Source organism: Stenomitos frigidus ULC18, from assembly GCF_003003795.1.
In the GTDB taxonomy this organism is placed as follows: Bacteria; Cyanobacteriota; Cyanobacteriia; order Leptolyngbyales; family Leptolyngbyaceae; genus Stenomitos; species Stenomitos frigidus_A.
In genome coordinates, this window is sequence record NZ_PVWK01000140.1 from 1 (window position 1) to 13,853 (window position 13,853).

The 13,853-nt window shown below is 51.9% G+C and carries 13 protein-coding genes; 6 read left to right on the plus strand and 7 right to left on the minus strand.

Annotation, left to right across the window (positions count from 1 at the left end; genetic code table 11):
* Positions 1–180 precede the first annotated feature (180 nt).
* From hpsJ-A to crtA, 3 genes are all read right to left on the minus strand, one after another.
* Entirely contained in the window at positions 181–855 is a 675-nt protein-coding gene (hpsJ-A, locus tag C7B82_RS25275) for an HpsJ-like protein, cyanoexosortase A-associated (protein WP_106259533.1), read from the minus strand.
* Between the two features lie 136 nt (positions 856–991).
* The gene (locus C7B82_RS25280) at positions 992–1,657 is read right to left on the minus strand and encodes a cyanoexosortase A system-associated protein (RefSeq protein ID WP_181357667.1); all 666 of its coding nucleotides are present in this window, start codon (positions 1,655–1,657) and stop codon (positions 992–994) included.
* A complete protein-coding gene (gene crtA, locus C7B82_RS25285; protein ID WP_181357668.1) occupies positions 1,650–2,522 on the minus strand; it encodes a cyanoexosortase A in 873 nt (290 codons plus the stop codon). The genes C7B82_RS25280 and crtA overlap by 8 nt, the downstream gene beginning before the upstream one ends.
* Before the next feature lie 589 nt (positions 2,523–3,111).
* Here crtA and C7B82_RS25290 point away from each other — a divergent pair.
* A complete protein-coding gene (locus C7B82_RS25290; protein ID WP_106259536.1) occupies positions 3,112–5,181 on the plus strand; it encodes a hypothetical protein in 2,070 nt (689 codons plus the stop codon).
* Between the two features lie 172 nt (positions 5,182–5,353).
* Here C7B82_RS25290 and C7B82_RS25295 read toward each other — a convergent pair whose 3' ends face one another.
* Complete coding sequence (locus C7B82_RS25295) at positions 5,354–7,552, minus strand: NAD(P)/FAD-dependent oxidoreductase (protein ID WP_106259537.1); 2,199 nt, start codon at positions 7,550–7,552, stop codon at positions 5,354–5,356.
* A 157-nt stretch (positions 7,553–7,709) separates the two neighbouring features.
* On the opposite strand from C7B82_RS25295, the gene C7B82_RS25300 reads away from it, so the two are divergent.
* The 4 genes from C7B82_RS25300 (at position 7,710) to scpB (ending at position 10,492) form a co-directional block, all read left to right on the plus strand.
* Positions 7,710–7,946 carry a hypothetical protein gene (locus C7B82_RS25300; protein ID WP_106259538.1) on the plus strand — a complete coding sequence of 79 codons (237 nt, stop codon included), beginning with the start codon at positions 7,710–7,712 and terminating at the stop codon, positions 7,944–7,946.
* A 280-nt stretch (positions 7,947–8,226) separates the two neighbouring features.
* Complete coding sequence (locus tag C7B82_RS25305; protein WP_106259539.1) at positions 8,227–8,982, plus strand: phosphatase PAP2 family protein; 756 nt, start codon at positions 8,227–8,229, stop codon at positions 8,980–8,982.
* A 52-nt stretch (positions 8,983–9,034) separates the two neighbouring features.
* Complete coding sequence (gene ccmA, locus C7B82_RS25310; RefSeq protein WP_106259540.1) at positions 9,035–9,886, plus strand: heme ABC exporter ATP-binding protein CcmA; 852 nt, start codon at positions 9,035–9,037, stop codon at positions 9,884–9,886.
* Positions 9,887–9,994: 108 nt separating this feature from the next.
* Entirely contained in the window at positions 9,995–10,492 is a 498-nt protein-coding gene (gene scpB / locus C7B82_RS25315) for an SMC-Scp complex subunit ScpB (RefSeq protein ID WP_106259541.1), read from the plus strand.
* Positions 10,493–10,520: 28 nt separating this feature from the next.
* Here scpB and C7B82_RS25320 read toward each other — a convergent pair whose 3' ends face one another.
* Positions 10,521–11,153, minus strand: a complete 633-nt coding sequence (locus tag C7B82_RS25320) for a hypothetical protein (RefSeq protein WP_106259542.1) — start codon at positions 11,151–11,153, stop codon at positions 10,521–10,523.
* Positions 11,154–11,263: 110 nt separating this feature from the next.
* Between C7B82_RS25320 and C7B82_RS25325 the strand changes: the two genes are divergently transcribed.
* Positions 11,264–12,163 carry a carbohydrate ABC transporter permease gene (locus tag C7B82_RS25325; protein ID WP_106259543.1) on the plus strand — a complete coding sequence of 300 codons (900 nt, stop codon included), beginning with the start codon at positions 11,264–11,266 and terminating at the stop codon, positions 12,161–12,163.
* 51 nt (positions 12,164–12,214) lie between these two features.
* Here the strand turns inward: C7B82_RS25325 and rsfS are convergent, their stop codons facing one another.
* Both rsfS and yqeK read right to left on the minus strand, forming a co-directional pair.
* Positions 12,215–12,667: a ribosome silencing factor gene (rsfS, locus tag C7B82_RS25330; protein ID WP_106259544.1), complete on the minus strand. Its 453-nt coding sequence runs from the start codon at positions 12,665–12,667 to the stop codon at positions 12,215–12,217.
* Positions 12,668–12,819: 152 nt separating this feature from the next.
* Positions 12,820–13,650 carry a bis(5'-nucleosyl)-tetraphosphatase (symmetrical) YqeK gene (gene yqeK, locus C7B82_RS25335; protein ID WP_245940089.1) on the minus strand — a complete coding sequence of 277 codons (831 nt, stop codon included), beginning with the start codon at positions 13,648–13,650 and terminating at the stop codon, positions 12,820–12,822.
* Between the last annotated feature and the right edge of the window lie 203 nt (positions 13,651–13,853).

Genomic DNA, 13,853 nt, shown 5'->3' on the forward strand with positions numbered 1-13,853 from the left:
CTGCTAAGGGCGGCATCCGTGCCAAGCGCCTCAAGGCGGGTTGGGATGACCACTATCTGCTCAAGGTATTGTCTCAGTCTTCTAGTCAGGCTTCTAAAAGATGAAGAAACGTGTGCGTTTGCCCTATTGTTATCCCGCCTGTGCTTGCCAAGCTGGGCTCATGGTGCAACCCGTTGCAGCCTAGAGTTTGCGTGCCCAATCGCTGCTTTTCCAGAGAATAAAGAAGAGGCTGCTGGCAAGCAAGGCACCCAGATTCCATTTAATCGAGTTCTTGAAAAGAGTTTGCTTTTGCGCGGCGCGATTCTCTTCAATCTGCGCCTGCACTTTTGACCGCACGGTGGTCAATCGCGATAAAAATTCGGTTTTGAGCGCCTGCGGTTCTTTCGTTGGGTCGATCGGAATACCGGCTTTTGCCGCCAGTGCCTGAATATCACTGGGGGTGCTTTGACTGAGCTGGCTTTCAATTTTGTTGAATTGAGAAAGTTGCTGTTCGGCCTGGCGATTGACCTGTTGATCGTTCTGAAAATCCAAACGAGCCGTACCAAACACGCCAAGTGGAATCACCAGCAAACAGACGATCGATAGCACTAAGCAGACCCACGACAGCACTCTGAGTAGAATTTTTTCGAAGCGGTTGCGATCGTAAAATTCACCAAAAAAGACGAGCGCCATACCCAGTAGAGGCACAATCACGCGCTCGATCAAGCTCCCGATCGTCTGCACCTCCCAAGCCGGGTTGAAAAACTTCGGCGGGTATAAAAGCTGCACTACATCCATGAAGGCATACCCAAGCAAGCCATAGCCAATCCAACGGAATCTGTGTATGGATCGATTTTCAGTCGTTGATTCAGCCATGACGCTGGGGTTCCTTTGACACAATAGGGGCAAAATTGACAGTACACCAACAAACGGGTTCGCTCCGCAAAGAAGCCCAAATGGTTACCTTTTCCACCCTACATGTAGGCAAGGTAAATTGGTCGTGCGGAGGGCTCTAAGTCGGTGGAAAGTTGGGTTGCCACCAACGGTACCAGGAGAACCAGGCCGTTTCTAGTGTTTTGTAAGCCTTGTTTAGCGTCGCCGAGTCAGCCTGGGTAACAGGCACAGACATTAGAGTCCAGAGGCAGCGGCGATCGAGCAGCGGCTGTTGCCCGGTGAGCCAGGGTAAGAGGCGAGCAGGTATGAGATCGTGAGTGCGCAGATTTTGCACAAACTGCTGCGCTGTAACGGTGCTTTCGCCACGTGGATTCATGCAAGCACTTAGATAGGCACGGCCTTGATATGGCAGGACACCATAGAATCCGATCGACGGTTGATACTTTAAGACAAGGCGATTATTTTCCTGTCGAATGGGAGTGTGCACAAACAAAAAGCGGTTCACATCGCCATCGCCAGTCATGTAGCGTAGCTCAACCTTAAGAGACTGATCGCTGTGGCGGTACTGGTACGCTTGCCCAGCGATCGCCTCTGGCATGGGCTGAAGCGATTCACTCGACGCAGTTTGCCAGTCAGACAGCGGTACTGTTGCTGGTAAGGCATAAGACGGCTGCGTTTCTGCCGCTTTAGGAACCACGATCGCCTTACCCAAAACAAGCAGTGCACCACTAAAGCTCAGCACCAGCACAGCCATCCGGGCGGGTTGCCGAATCGTGTTAACCATTGGACGGGTTACCTGCATCTGAAACGGCTGGAGGCGTGCGCAAGAAGGCAAGCCAGCAAAAAACACCGAAAAGCCCCACGGCGATCGCGGCAAAAATCAGCGAACCGTCACCCGTATGCCAGTAGTCGAACGCGTTTTTTTGCGAGAAGGCTACGAGCACCGCCATCAGCGCCACTCGTGCGGCGTTCACTAGAAACCCAATCAAAACAGCCAGCAGCACAGCCAATGCTTGTTGCACCACTGAGCGTAGCGAAAACATCATCACAAACAGCACGGCGATGTAGAGCATTTGCAACATGCTGCTGACACCAGAACAGGCTCCATACACATCAACACGCCCCGTTGGCAACAGCAGCGATAGCCCGTCCAATCGCACATCAAACCCGGTATACCAGAGCATAAAGGCTGCAGCATTAGCCGTTAGCTTAGGCAGATTAATCAAGTCCAAGCCTAATTTCAGCAGTGGATTGAATGTCAGCAAGCCGAAGATGCACAGCTCTTTCCAATATTGATGCAGCCCACGCACGCCAGAAGCCAGTAAGCCCAACCCTAGTACCATCACGACTGGAAAGCCTCTCAGGAAGGAGCCAGACGTGGGCAGAGCCGAGCTGAGCCATAGTAGCCCTAGCAGCAAACCGCCACCGATCGCGCCACCGATCGCACCACTTTCAAGCACCAAGGTGTGCCGCCGCTCCCACACTAAAAACCCAACCGCAAACCACAGCAAAATGTACGTTGCAAATAGCTCTTGCGCCAATTCGGGATCACCGGTACGACTCAGCAACGTTAAATGGAGTGCCATCATGGCAGCCATCGTGCCGAGCAACCAAGAAGCTGGCTTGTGGAGACGCTTGATTAAGTCCATCATGAGTACTCGCTAACAACCGTCTTGAGCTAAAAAGAAAGCCGTAGGAACACAGCTTAAATTAAGGTCGAACGTCTCGCGTAGAGGCATGGCAATGCCATGCCTCTACAGGATGCCAGATTTACAGATTATTTAATTCGCGTTCCTTAAAAAACAAGAGTTGATCGAGCTTTTAAGCCCCATGTGCGTCAGCCTTAATTCAGTTCGAGCCTTTATCACTGTTACAGCAAGACACATAACTCTTAAAGTTTCGGTCAACACGATGGGTAAAGTGATAGCTTCATAAAAATTTCATGCACAGGAACACCAAAAAGATCAGCGGCAAGAAGTGAGGTGACACCCTTGTTTTATGTGAGCAGGTATCGTTGCATTACAGAATCGCTGCATGCGGCTGAATCGTGCTATAAAGCTGAAAATCTTTGATGCTAACTGTTCGGACAGTAGAGGTTTTCGCATCAGCCCAAATCGCAGCAAAATAGGCAAACCCGTCGCTCAACTTTGAATGCTGAAGATATAATGACAAGCGTCGTAGCCGTGACGTGCCAGAGACCTCCCGTCCTCAGGATGAGCCAACTTTAGGATTAGAGCCATGAGTGAAGCTGATAGCCCAAACGAGCAAGCTGATAGCCCAAACGAGCAAGCTGGTTCGCCCGCACCGACTGAACCAGTCGAGTTAACTGTTGTCCTTGATTCAGCCACTTCTGAGATGTCGAGACCAGGCAACCATGAAGGTTGGCAAACCGTTGATTTTCCTGGGGCGATGAGTGTCGATGCGATTCCATATCATGCTGCAAAGTCTATAGAGCCCAGCTCTACAGATGGGTCAAACACATCAATTTCTCAGGGAATCATTCACTATAGCGGCGCTGAAATTGACCCAGCGGCAGCCACTTTTGCAGTTTCTGCCGAAACACCTGACGAAATCACATTACGACAGCAGCTGCAGAATGAGAATGCCGCATTGCGCGATCGCCTTGCCCAAATAGAGCTAGACCTGGTGCAGCAGCAAATTGAATGGCAGTTGGAGTCAACACTTACACAGAGCCACACAGAGTCAGCAGGCACGGTCAGTACGGCAGAGTCGGCAGGTACAATCCAGCCGTCCATCGCTGAGTCAACAGATGAACGCCTGAATCAGCTTTTACAAGCCTTGGAACGATCGCGCCAGACCGCGCAACGGCAGCAGATTTTGGTCGAAACGCTGACCGAACAGCTAGAGAGCAGCCAGGAACGGATCGCCCAATTAGAACGAGACTGTGCGTTGACCCAGCAGCGCCATAACGAGCAGGTGCAGCAAGTACTGCAAGCAGAGGGTGCCTGTCGTGATTTGCGCTTGCGCTTGCATCGCCAGCAACAGCAGACACTTCAATTCAAAGCAGCGCTCGAAAAATGCCTTGAGATGCCAACGGCTTATGGGCAACAGGTCATGCCCGACCTTGCGATCGATGACAATGCAGCCACCCCAGAGACGCTTGCTTCCCTGCTCACGCCTAAAAATCAACCCGTGAAGCCCTGGTCGTCACCGCAACGAGCTGCACATGAAGCAGAGAGTGATTCAGCAGAGCTACCGAAACCACTATTCAAGCTTTTGAATGGGCTGCCAGGTCAGGGTCATGAAAGCAACGAACTTCAAGGAATCGACGCTTTAGCAGGGGAGTTTGACACGCCATTCGTTAGAGAAGACCAGGGAAGCAGGCTGCCTGCCCCTGCCGATCCGTCTGCCCTGATCGACTCCGACGATCCAGAGTTCGTCACCCAGTTGATGCAGTTGATCTTTCCCGCGACCGCTGAGCAAGAAGTCTACACGACAACTGACGCGCCTCCAGCAGAGCCATTGTTTGATTTGAGTCCCTTAGGGAAGGCAAACGCCACGCCACCCATCCCGGTTTCTCAGCAGAGTGAGGTCGTCGATGGATCGACAGACTGCCCTTTTGCCCCCCTGCAAAGCAGCGAGGCAAAAGGGCAGCAACAGGACGATCCGCCGTCGAGCGCGATCGACCACAACCCCTTGCCTGCACCGTCCGATGATCGCTCTACCGATCCACTGTGGGATGACCTGACCGCCTTAATCAATCCCCCCCAAACCGTTGAACAGACGACGGCTATCTTTGTCGTAGAGACTGAGGCTTCTTCTGGTCTACTGGAACTACCTCAGGCCAGCACTGACAGTGCTCACGACACCGTTAGCTCAGTGCTAGTGGAAAAGCACTCTGTGCCAGCGGGCTCTCCTAAGCGCCCAGGCATTCCACCCTTTTTTGCAGCGACAGCCGTAGAACGATCGCAGCTGGATGACACAGCCGAGCCAGACAGCAAAGCTGACAGCACCAAAAAAGCGATCGCGGCCTGGACATGGCGCGATCGCTTAGCAACCGCCAGTACAACACCGCAATCAACTGAACCTGATGCACCTGAAAAAGCAGATCAGAAACCAGCTAAACTCTTTGCGCTCAACTCTGTGAGTCGGCAAGCTGCGGTCGAGCAGCCGTCTGTGAGCCAAGCAACAGTCAGTCAAGCAGCAGTCAGCGTTGCCAGCCATGCTGAACGAACGCCAACATCCTTCTCGACCATAGCCCCCTCGCCGATCGTGTATCCGCTTCGCTCGACCAAAAAGCTAGCCTCACTTGCAGCTGTCGATTTACCAACCTTTCCCAGGCGCTAGGCAGCCGATCGGTTGAGTACAAAGCAGAGTCCAGTCAAGAAGCGATGGCTCAAGGCAGTAACCGATTGACCGATCGTGTCACGCCGCTGATGGCTATAACGTTAAACCCGCTCAGTCAAACTCACCCAGTCAAACCCGTCCATACGATTTGCGGCAGTATTGCATCCAGATCCTAAATCGGTGCGTGGGTTTGCTCTTCCACAGCCCCAATGACTTCAGGCTGCACTGTTTGTGGTCGTCCGACACCATCAGTCAGGTTATAGCGTTGCGCCAACAACCACAGCCAAAAGCCTGGAAACCTTGGTTCTAGCCAGGGTTGGATTTGGCGCAAAAGTGCAGGGAACCAGCCCCTCACCAGGCTGCTTACAAACGCAGTGAGCGTAAAGTCGAGGTAGCTACCGAGCCAACGCCCAAAGTCTACGGCTCCAGCCATATCCCAGATCCACAGCAACAGCTTCGGATTTTTCCAGGCAGCCGTCAGCGCCATGCGGTTAAACGTCACCCAGTCAACCCGATCTTTAATAAAGGCTTCGGCGATCGCGGGTGGCTGGTCGGCCAAAATGCCGAAAAAGGTGTTCAGCATGGCATTAACCCGTTCAGGCGGCAAGTTTCGCCCTGTAGGCACCATCATGCCTTTAGAAAACAGCCACGTGACCGCCACGTTACTCTGATATGCACGGATCTGATTTAAGTGTTTGGCGCTCAGCAGATCGTGCTTCAGGGCTGTATCGAGAAGATGGGTCAACCGGGGTAAGTTTCGCACTAGCGAGCCAAACCCAGTGAAGATCAGCGGTGACTGGAGTGAAGCCGCATCGCCTAATGCAATCAGGCGATCGAATGCCACCTGGCGATCGCCCCTACCCGTTGTAAAGTGCCCTGGAATATAGCCAAAGGTTGGTTTCTTCCAAACCAGCTGCTCCATGTCACAACGTCGGTATTCCGGCAGGATGGTGAAAAAGTCTTCGTACATTTCCAGCAGCGAGCCAGGATTTTCGGGGTGCACCTGGTGGTAATGGAACAGGTAAAAGGTAAGCTCTTCGCCATCGGCTGGAAAGAGCTCCCAGATGAGCTGCCGACCGCGTGAAATGTCTCCATGACTATTCAGCACATCGCCATAGCGCGCATCCCATACGCCCGGTTCAAACCCGCTAGCAATCACTGCCCCAACGGTTGGACAAACACTATCAAACGCACGGCCACCATTGAGCTGCCACGCGATCGGGGATGCCGTCCCCATCGCATCAACGAGCAACCGTCCACTCACTGATCGCAAACCCCCTGTTGGCAGATGTTTAGCGTGAACCGTCACCTGGGAGCGATCGACCTCAACACGGTTAAACTCTGTTTCATCCCAAATCTCGCCGCCGTAGCTCCGCAATTTCTCGCCACAGGTGCGCAGCAGCTTTTCAGCATCCAGCCCGACATTCAGCACCGTGGGCGTATGCAGCACAGGTGCTTTGGCTTGCGGCGGATTATTCGCATCAAAGAACTTGTGAAACCCGTCTACATACTCTCTAGCAATGACGCTTTCAAACTCATGGGGTGTCAATAAACCCAGGTTAATCAGGCTTTGGAACTCACTACGCGAGATATTCCACTCTCGGTTCATTTTGCCAAACGGCAAACGTTCTAACAGCAGCACCCGATAGCCCAACTTCGCCATCACGGCTGCATGAATGACACCCAGCGCGCCGCCAACGTAGATCAGGTCGTAGGGTGGTGAGGAGTCAGGGGTTAAAGCTGAGGAGTCAGAGAGTTTTGAGTTTTGAGTTCTGAATTTTGAGTTCTGAATTCTGAGTTCTGAATTGATGCTGACCGCTGACCGCTGACCGCTGACCGCTAAATCCTCTCTTTCAAACACCACTTGCCTCGGCTGCTGCGGATTCTGCACACCGTCGCGCCAGCGCTGCTCCCACCAATAGACGCGAGTGAGATCATATTCACCATTGGGCATCTTTTGAAAATATTTGACCGTGAGCGGATAGCGCTCCACGAGGGCATCGAAAATGGATTGGCGAGTGAGATCGATCGTCGGGGGCTGAGGATACTGATTGGGAAAGCGATCGCGTAGAGCTTGCGTCAGGCGCTTTAGCAAGGTTTTTTCTTGGGGCACTGGCTGTGTCGACCAACGAAAAACTTTAAGATAGGTCGTTCGTTGCAGCGACCAGACAAAAATTACCAGGGTAGCCGTTGACTCTGGCTGGGTTTCCGAAGTCAGCCCTTCCACAACTGTAGCTGGGGAAACCGTCAGACGAATGCCACTGCTGGTGATGACTTTTGCTTCCGTTTGAGGCTCAAACTCCCGCTGTAGCCAGGTTTTGACGGTCTCTACGTCGGGGGTAGGGACTTCTAGATAAAGAACTTCCTTCATTTAGGGGAGCCAAACTTTAATGAACTACTAAAAAAGGCGGGGATAAGCATTGCTAAAGTGCGCTAAACTGCAAGTCACACATTTGACTTAATAAACTTTACAAGTCTCTCATAAATCTTCTAGAGCCGCTTGCATTCATTACATCATTCAATCCGTCATGAACTATCCTATTTCAGCACACACACCAAAAGGGGATGTCCTCCGGCAGAAATTTGTCGATGAGGAGCTGATTGCAGCAGCGATCGTGGGTGTGGTTGATGTGGCGCGATTGAATGGTCAGTCGCTTGAAGAGTTAATGGCAGAAGTGTTAGCAGATGACGCTCTACTCGACTCTAAACAGCGCCATTGGTTAAGCGAAGTAGTTGCCGTGGCATGGGAACAGTTGCCCTCATAGAGACCTTGGCAGCAGGGAAGCATCGGTTAAGAGTCTGTGAATTTGGATCGATGGAATTTACAGTGGTGGCTAAGGGGTCATTTGGAGGACTGTTTGGTGGGGAAGGACAACCCCTCAAAACAGTCTTACAGAACATAAGCGACGATCGATCACAACAGACTTTAGTTTAAAGCGTGATAACGTCGCTCTTTGCTGATATTCCACGCATTTCAAACGCCAGCTCGATAGACTGGTAACAATGTCCATTGTCTATGAAAAGGTAGAGCCACCTTGAACTCTAATGCATGAGCTAAGTCAGAGAATTCTTCGTGTCTGGAGAGAGAATGTTGGCCCGCGAATTCTACCGTTACTCACAACGGTTCGCTTCATTGGTCTCATGATTGCTGCGTTTGCCCTTTGGGGCTTTTACGAGATTGCAGAGGGGGTTTTAGAGCAAGAAACGCAGTCGCTCGACACCCGCATCTTAATGGCGATTCGACAATGGCACACGCCTTTCCTCGATCGCCTCATGGTGGTCATTACCAATCTTGGCAATCCCTCAGTGCTATTGGTGGCAAGTTTGTTGCTGGCAGCCTTTCTGCTTTGGCGCAAGCGACGAGCCGAAACCGTCACGCTGGCGATCGCGGCGATCGGCGCACTCGGCCTCAATGTTGTGCTAAAAGACCTGTTTGCGCGTTCCCGCCCAGAACTTTGGCAACGCACGGTTGACGTCAACTTCTACAGCTTTCCCAGCGGTCATGCCATGATGTCTGTCGTGGTGTTTGGCATCATTGGTTACTTGCTAGCAGCCCATCTGCCACGCTGGCGGCTCGTGATCGCCACGCTGACAGTGTTACTGGTGTGTGCGATCGGCTTTAGTCGCCTTTACTTCGGCGTGCACTGGCCAACCGATATTGTTGCTGGTTATGCCGCTGGCACCGTCTGGCTTGTTGCCTGCATCCTGAGCCTCGAAATCTGGAAACGACGTTACCGTCGAGTTCCTAGTGAACGGCAGCGATCGCTCACTTCAGCGCCAAAAGTAAAGGCTAAAGGCTAAGGGCTGAAGGCTAAACTCAAAACTCAAAACTCAAAACTCAAAACTTTTCCCCATGACCGCTGCTGTTTCACTCCAGAACGTTTACAAAGTCTTTGACAAAGCCCTTGTTGTTAACGATCTCTCTTTTGAGCTTCAACCCGGTGAGATGTTTGGCTTACTAGGGCCGAATGGCGCGGGTAAATCCACCACCATTCGGATGCTGACAACGTTGACCAAACCCTCGGAAGGGCACATTGAGGTGGCAGGGTATGACGTTGTCAGACAGCGATCGCAGGTCAAGCAGCAGATCGGCGTTGTGCTTCAGCAGATTAGCGTTGATAGCGATCTCTCCGTTTGGGAGAACATGGAATTTCACGGACGACTGCACCACATTCCCAACCCCCAACGGCAGCAAGATATCGATCGCTGGTTGGAGTACGTGGAATTGAGCGATCGGCGAGATGACCTTGCCAAAACCCTTTCTGGTGGTATGAAACGGCGCTTACAAATTGCCCGTGCCCTGCTGCACCATCCAGATATTTTGTTTCTGGATGAACCCACTGTCGGGCTCGATCCTCAAACCCGTCGTCGTCTTTGGGAAATCATCCGCGATCTGAACAAGCAAGGCATGACAATTCTACTCACCACTCATTACATGGACGAGGTCGAGTATCTCTGCGATCGCATTGGCATTATGGATGCAGGTAAGCTCATTGAGCTTGGTACGCTTCAGGAGTTCCGTCAAAAACACGGCGAAGGCTTGGTGATGAAGCAAACCGACGATCGGTGGGACTACAAATTCTTTCCCACGGTTGAGGCCGCCAATGCCTATCTCGACCAGCAACCTAATAAAACTGGCATGATGGTGAGACCCTCAAACTTGGAAGACATTTTTGTAGAGTTGACGGGACGGAATTTGGATTGAAGGATAAAGGATAAAGTATGAAGGATAAAAAACGAAGCATAGAATTTATAGCCGTTCGACAACCAGCCAATCATAATCCTTTAGCCTTTAGCCTTTCTTCTTTCGCCCATGCCTCGTCTTGCTAGTAAAATTGAAGCCATTTTGTACTTAAAAGCGCAGCCGCTCACCGTTGCCGAAATTGCCGAGTTTGCAGAGTGCGATCGCGAGACAGCGGCAGAAGGCTTGCTTGAACTCATGACCGATTACGCCCATCGCGACAGTGCGTTGGAAGTAGCGGAAACACCCAATGGGTATACCTTACAGCTACGCGAAACGTTTCACCACCTGGTTCAAACATTAGTGCCTGCCGATCTAGGCTTAGGTGCGCTGCGAACACTTGCCGCGATCGCGCTAAGAGGTCCTATTTCGCAAACCGAACTGGTCGAACTGCGAGGTTCCGGTGCCTATCAACACGTACCAGAGCTGGTCGAACTAGGTTTTGTCCGTAAACGTAGACAATCAGATGGGCGTTCCTATTGGCTACAGGTCACCAATAAGTTTCATCAATACTTTCAAATGAATCAGTTGCCACAAGAGTTTGATCAGCACGTAAAAGCAAAGCCTTAAGCGGTGCGCGTTTTATTGATCGCGTCGTTTATTTGGCTGGGGTTGAGGTCTGTTTCAACTCCGTGCCAGGAGGCAATATCGTCTCATCAGACACTTTCTGAAAGATTGTCGCGTTATCGGTTAAGGCTTTAGGGCGAGGCTTGCCGGGACGAGTACCCAGCATTTGCAAGCGCAGGTCACCGTTAGCAGTGAACTCAAATAGGGTCTCGACGGTAACATCAGCGATCAAAACAATATCCAGGTGCATGGGTTGAGGTTTAGCATCCAGGCGATATTGGAATTGGCTGGCGATCGCGTTCCCCGACGCAGACGTGCCCGTCAGGATGAACGCTTTACCGTCTGGCGCAAAGACAAACATCACCGTATCGCCTTCTAGCGGTTCTTTCGCTAACCACTGCCCCAAAATTTGCTTGGCAGCGGGAACCGGAGCAGGCGTTTCAGGTTTAACCGCAGGTGATGGTGCAGTCGGAACAGGCGTTGGTTCGGCACTCAGCAACCGATCGGGAAGAAAGATCGTGGCAACACCCGCCAGCGTGAAGCATCCGATGAGCAAACGTCCGATCGCCAAACGCGATACCAGGCCAGCGCGATCGCCCTGCGCCCTTTTTCCCAAACAGACAGGGCAGTTTGTAGAAGGGTGTTTTCGAGTGAGTTGGGTCATGAACCTACTGCCAACGGATTACCAGCATCTTAACAGCGGAAGCGTCGATCACCCGACTGCTAAAATGCAAACTGCGCTCTAGTCGTTTCTTAATTTGCTGTCCACTCAAAGTGTCACCTGGAAAAACACCCCGCACGCTCATCGATTTTGACAATGATGCGGTTGCTGCCTGGATTTTTTTAGCCCCCGCTCTCCTTTTGCTGGGCGTTTTCGTGCTGTACCCGATCGCGTACCTGTTCTATCTGAGCTTTACAACTGGCAGCTTTACGAGGGTTGGCGTGCACTGGATCGGCCTCAAAAACTACTGGCGCTTGTTGTTGAATCCTGATTTTTGGCAGGTGCTCGGCAATACCATCTACTTCACGCTGGCAACCGTGATGCCGAGCTTAGTGCTGCCGTTAGGTTTGGCTGTGATGCTCGATCGGGCGATCGCATTCCGTGACCTACTCCGAGCGGCTTACTTTCTGCCATCCATTACATCACTGGTTGCCGTTGGATTAGGGTGGCGCTGGCTCTTTCAAACCGAAGGCCCGCTCAATCAGTGGCTAGAAGCGGTGGGTATGGAACCGATTCCCTGGCTGAGTAGCACCGTCTGGGCAATGCCTGTCCTGATTTTGTTAAGCATCTGGAAGCAACTGGGTTTCAACCTGGTAGTCTTCCTCGCCGGACTTCAAACCATTCCCCTCAGCCGCTACGAAGCTGCCGCCTTGGATGGAGCTAACCCCTGGCAGCAGTTCTGGTACATTACGCTGCCGGGATTGAGACCCACACTGCTTTTTGCTGCAGTGACAACGGCGATCTTTACGTTGCGGAGCTTCGAGCAGGTTTATATCATTACAGGCGGTGGGCCGCTCAACACCACTAATCTGCTGGTGTACTACATCTATGAACAAGCGTTTGCTCAGTTTGACTTTGGTTATGCGGCAGCCGCTGCCACGTTACTACTTGCAGCAACGCTGGTACTGGTATACATCCAGCTCAGAGCAACGCAAGAGGAAAGCGAACGGTAGCAACACGCAGTCGCACCGTCTAAACATTCGCGTCGGTGCCTCGACTCAGGGTTAGTGAGATGCCATTCTCTGCTGGTCGATCGCAGTAAAATCGACGCGCTCTGCATGCCCCCAGAAGGCTTCCAAATTATAGAATTCGCGCTCTTGCGGCATGAGAATATGGACAATCACATCACCGTAATCCTGGAGCGTCCAGCTTCCTTCTGATTGCCCTTCAGTACGAATGGGAGTACGCTGCAATTCCTCTTCAACCTTATCTTTGATAGAACCCGCGATCGCCCGCACCTGAGCCTTAGAGAAGCCCGTCACGATCACAAAGTAATCTGCCAGTGTAGAAATATCGGCAACCCGCAGGAGTGTAATATCAGCAGCTTTGCGATCATCCGCAGCGTTGGCAGCCGCGATCGCCAGTTGCAGGCTCGAATCCTGTTCAGTGTGCAGTGTACCTTCGCCAGCAGTAACTAAGACAGAAGACAGAGAGGATTCTTGGGCGTTGTTTGGCATTCAATCTCCAGTTTTGTAAATTGGTTAAACAGTCGTGGCTAAGTAAGAGGCTAGGAAAGCGGTCGTTTCAAGTTCTATGGGCGGTTTATCAAGGCAACATCGTTTGGTCTTAAGCATCTTTGATTGAGAATGACTAGAGCTTGAGGCTGATCTTAATGAGAGCGAGACGTTGGCGTTTTTTTGTGGGTTAAGCCCAATGCCCAATTACGAGTTAACACCATGCGGGGATGTATTTGCTGCGCGCGGGCTATCAAGTAACGCAACGACTCATCACAGGTGAGCCAAACAGCTCGATAGAGGTCTTGTTGGCTACTTTGACGTAAGGCAACTAGTTCCGGCGTGTCGCCACGACCAGGCTCCAGGCTGTCAGCTAGAAAGACGACACAACTCAACGCGCTCATGCCAGGGCAGCCCAACGTATGGTTACGAATGGCGTCTAGCACCGCTTCGTCTTGAATGCCAAACTCGTCTCTAGCAACGATCGCGCCCACCGCAGCATGAAGCAAATGCGGATTTGCCACATCCACTGGGTCAAGTACAACCCCTTCTGCCTGAGCCACTTGAAGCAGGCGTTGCGGCTTAAAGAACTTCGCCAGGTCATGCATGAGACCAGCCTGCGCGGCCTGCTCTGGATCAAGATGATAACGTTGAGCCAATTCGACTGAGAATTGCTCTACACGCAAAATGTGCTGCAAGCGGCTAATCGGAACATGCCTTCGGAGCCAGCGGATGACACGATCGCGCAGCTCTGGCGACATAAATGAGGCAGACGAGCTGGCATAAAGATGATCAAAAGACAGGTTCGTTGAAACGCCTCGACGATCGTGAGACCGATCGCCGTTTGAAGACCGAGCGGTTGGAGACTGAAAATGTGTGGCAGGCGCTTCTTCGGCAGGAACCCAGTCTACAGGCTGCTTGACAGGCTTCAGATGTCTTGCATCTGCGGTGTCATAAGCATCCAGGTTGCTGTCGGATTCACGCATTCAGACAAGGACTCCTAGTTTGCACTGATAGGGGTCAAGCTGAGAGAGTAAGTCGCCGTGAGGGGTTGTAAACGAAATCAAAAATTTGGCTGGGGATCGGAGTGCTCCTATTCTAGCTCACCCGTTTCAGTTGATTGGGCTTGAAGGTAGAATTCAACATTCGCAACATTCACACCCATTCTCAGAATTACAGCCATTTTCAT

Coding starts and splice junctions, on each gene's coding strand:
- C7B82_RS25280 (WP_181357667.1), bottom strand. CDS start 1,657: ATGGTTAACACGATTCGGCAACCCGCCCGGATGGCTGTGCTGGTGCTG.
- scpB (WP_106259541.1), top strand. CDS start 9,995: ATGCCTCGTCTTGCTAGTAAAATTGAAGCCATTTTGTACTTAAAAGCG.
- rsfS (WP_106259544.1), bottom strand. CDS start 12,667: ATGCCAAACAACGCCCAAGAATCCTCTCTGTCTTCTGTCTTAGTTACT.
- hpsJ-A (WP_106259533.1), bottom strand. CDS start 855: ATGGCTGAATCAACGACTGAAAATCGATCCATACACAGATTCCGTTGG.
- C7B82_RS25300 (WP_106259538.1), top strand. CDS start 7,710: ATGAACTATCCTATTTCAGCACACACACCAAAAGGGGATGTCCTCCGG.
- C7B82_RS25290 (WP_106259536.1), top strand. CDS start 3,112: ATGAGTGAAGCTGATAGCCCAAACGAGCAAGCTGATAGCCCAAACGAG.
- C7B82_RS25305 (WP_106259539.1), top strand. CDS start 8,227: ATGCATGAGCTAAGTCAGAGAATTCTTCGTGTCTGGAGAGAGAATGTT.
- C7B82_RS25320 (WP_106259542.1), bottom strand. CDS start 11,153: ATGACCCAACTCACTCGAAAACACCCTTCTACAAACTGCCCTGTCTGT.
- crtA (WP_181357668.1), bottom strand. CDS start 2,522: ATGGACTTAATCAAGCGTCTCCACAAGCCAGCTTCTTGGTTGCTCGGC.
- ccmA (WP_106259540.1), top strand. CDS start 9,035: ATGACCGCTGCTGTTTCACTCCAGAACGTTTACAAAGTCTTTGACAAA.
- yqeK (WP_245940089.1), bottom strand. CDS start 13,650: ATGCGTGAATCCGACAGCAACCTGGATGCTTATGACACCGCAGATGCA.
- C7B82_RS25295 (WP_106259537.1), bottom strand. CDS start 7,552: ATGAAGGAAGTTCTTTATCTAGAAGTCCCTACCCCCGACGTAGAGACC.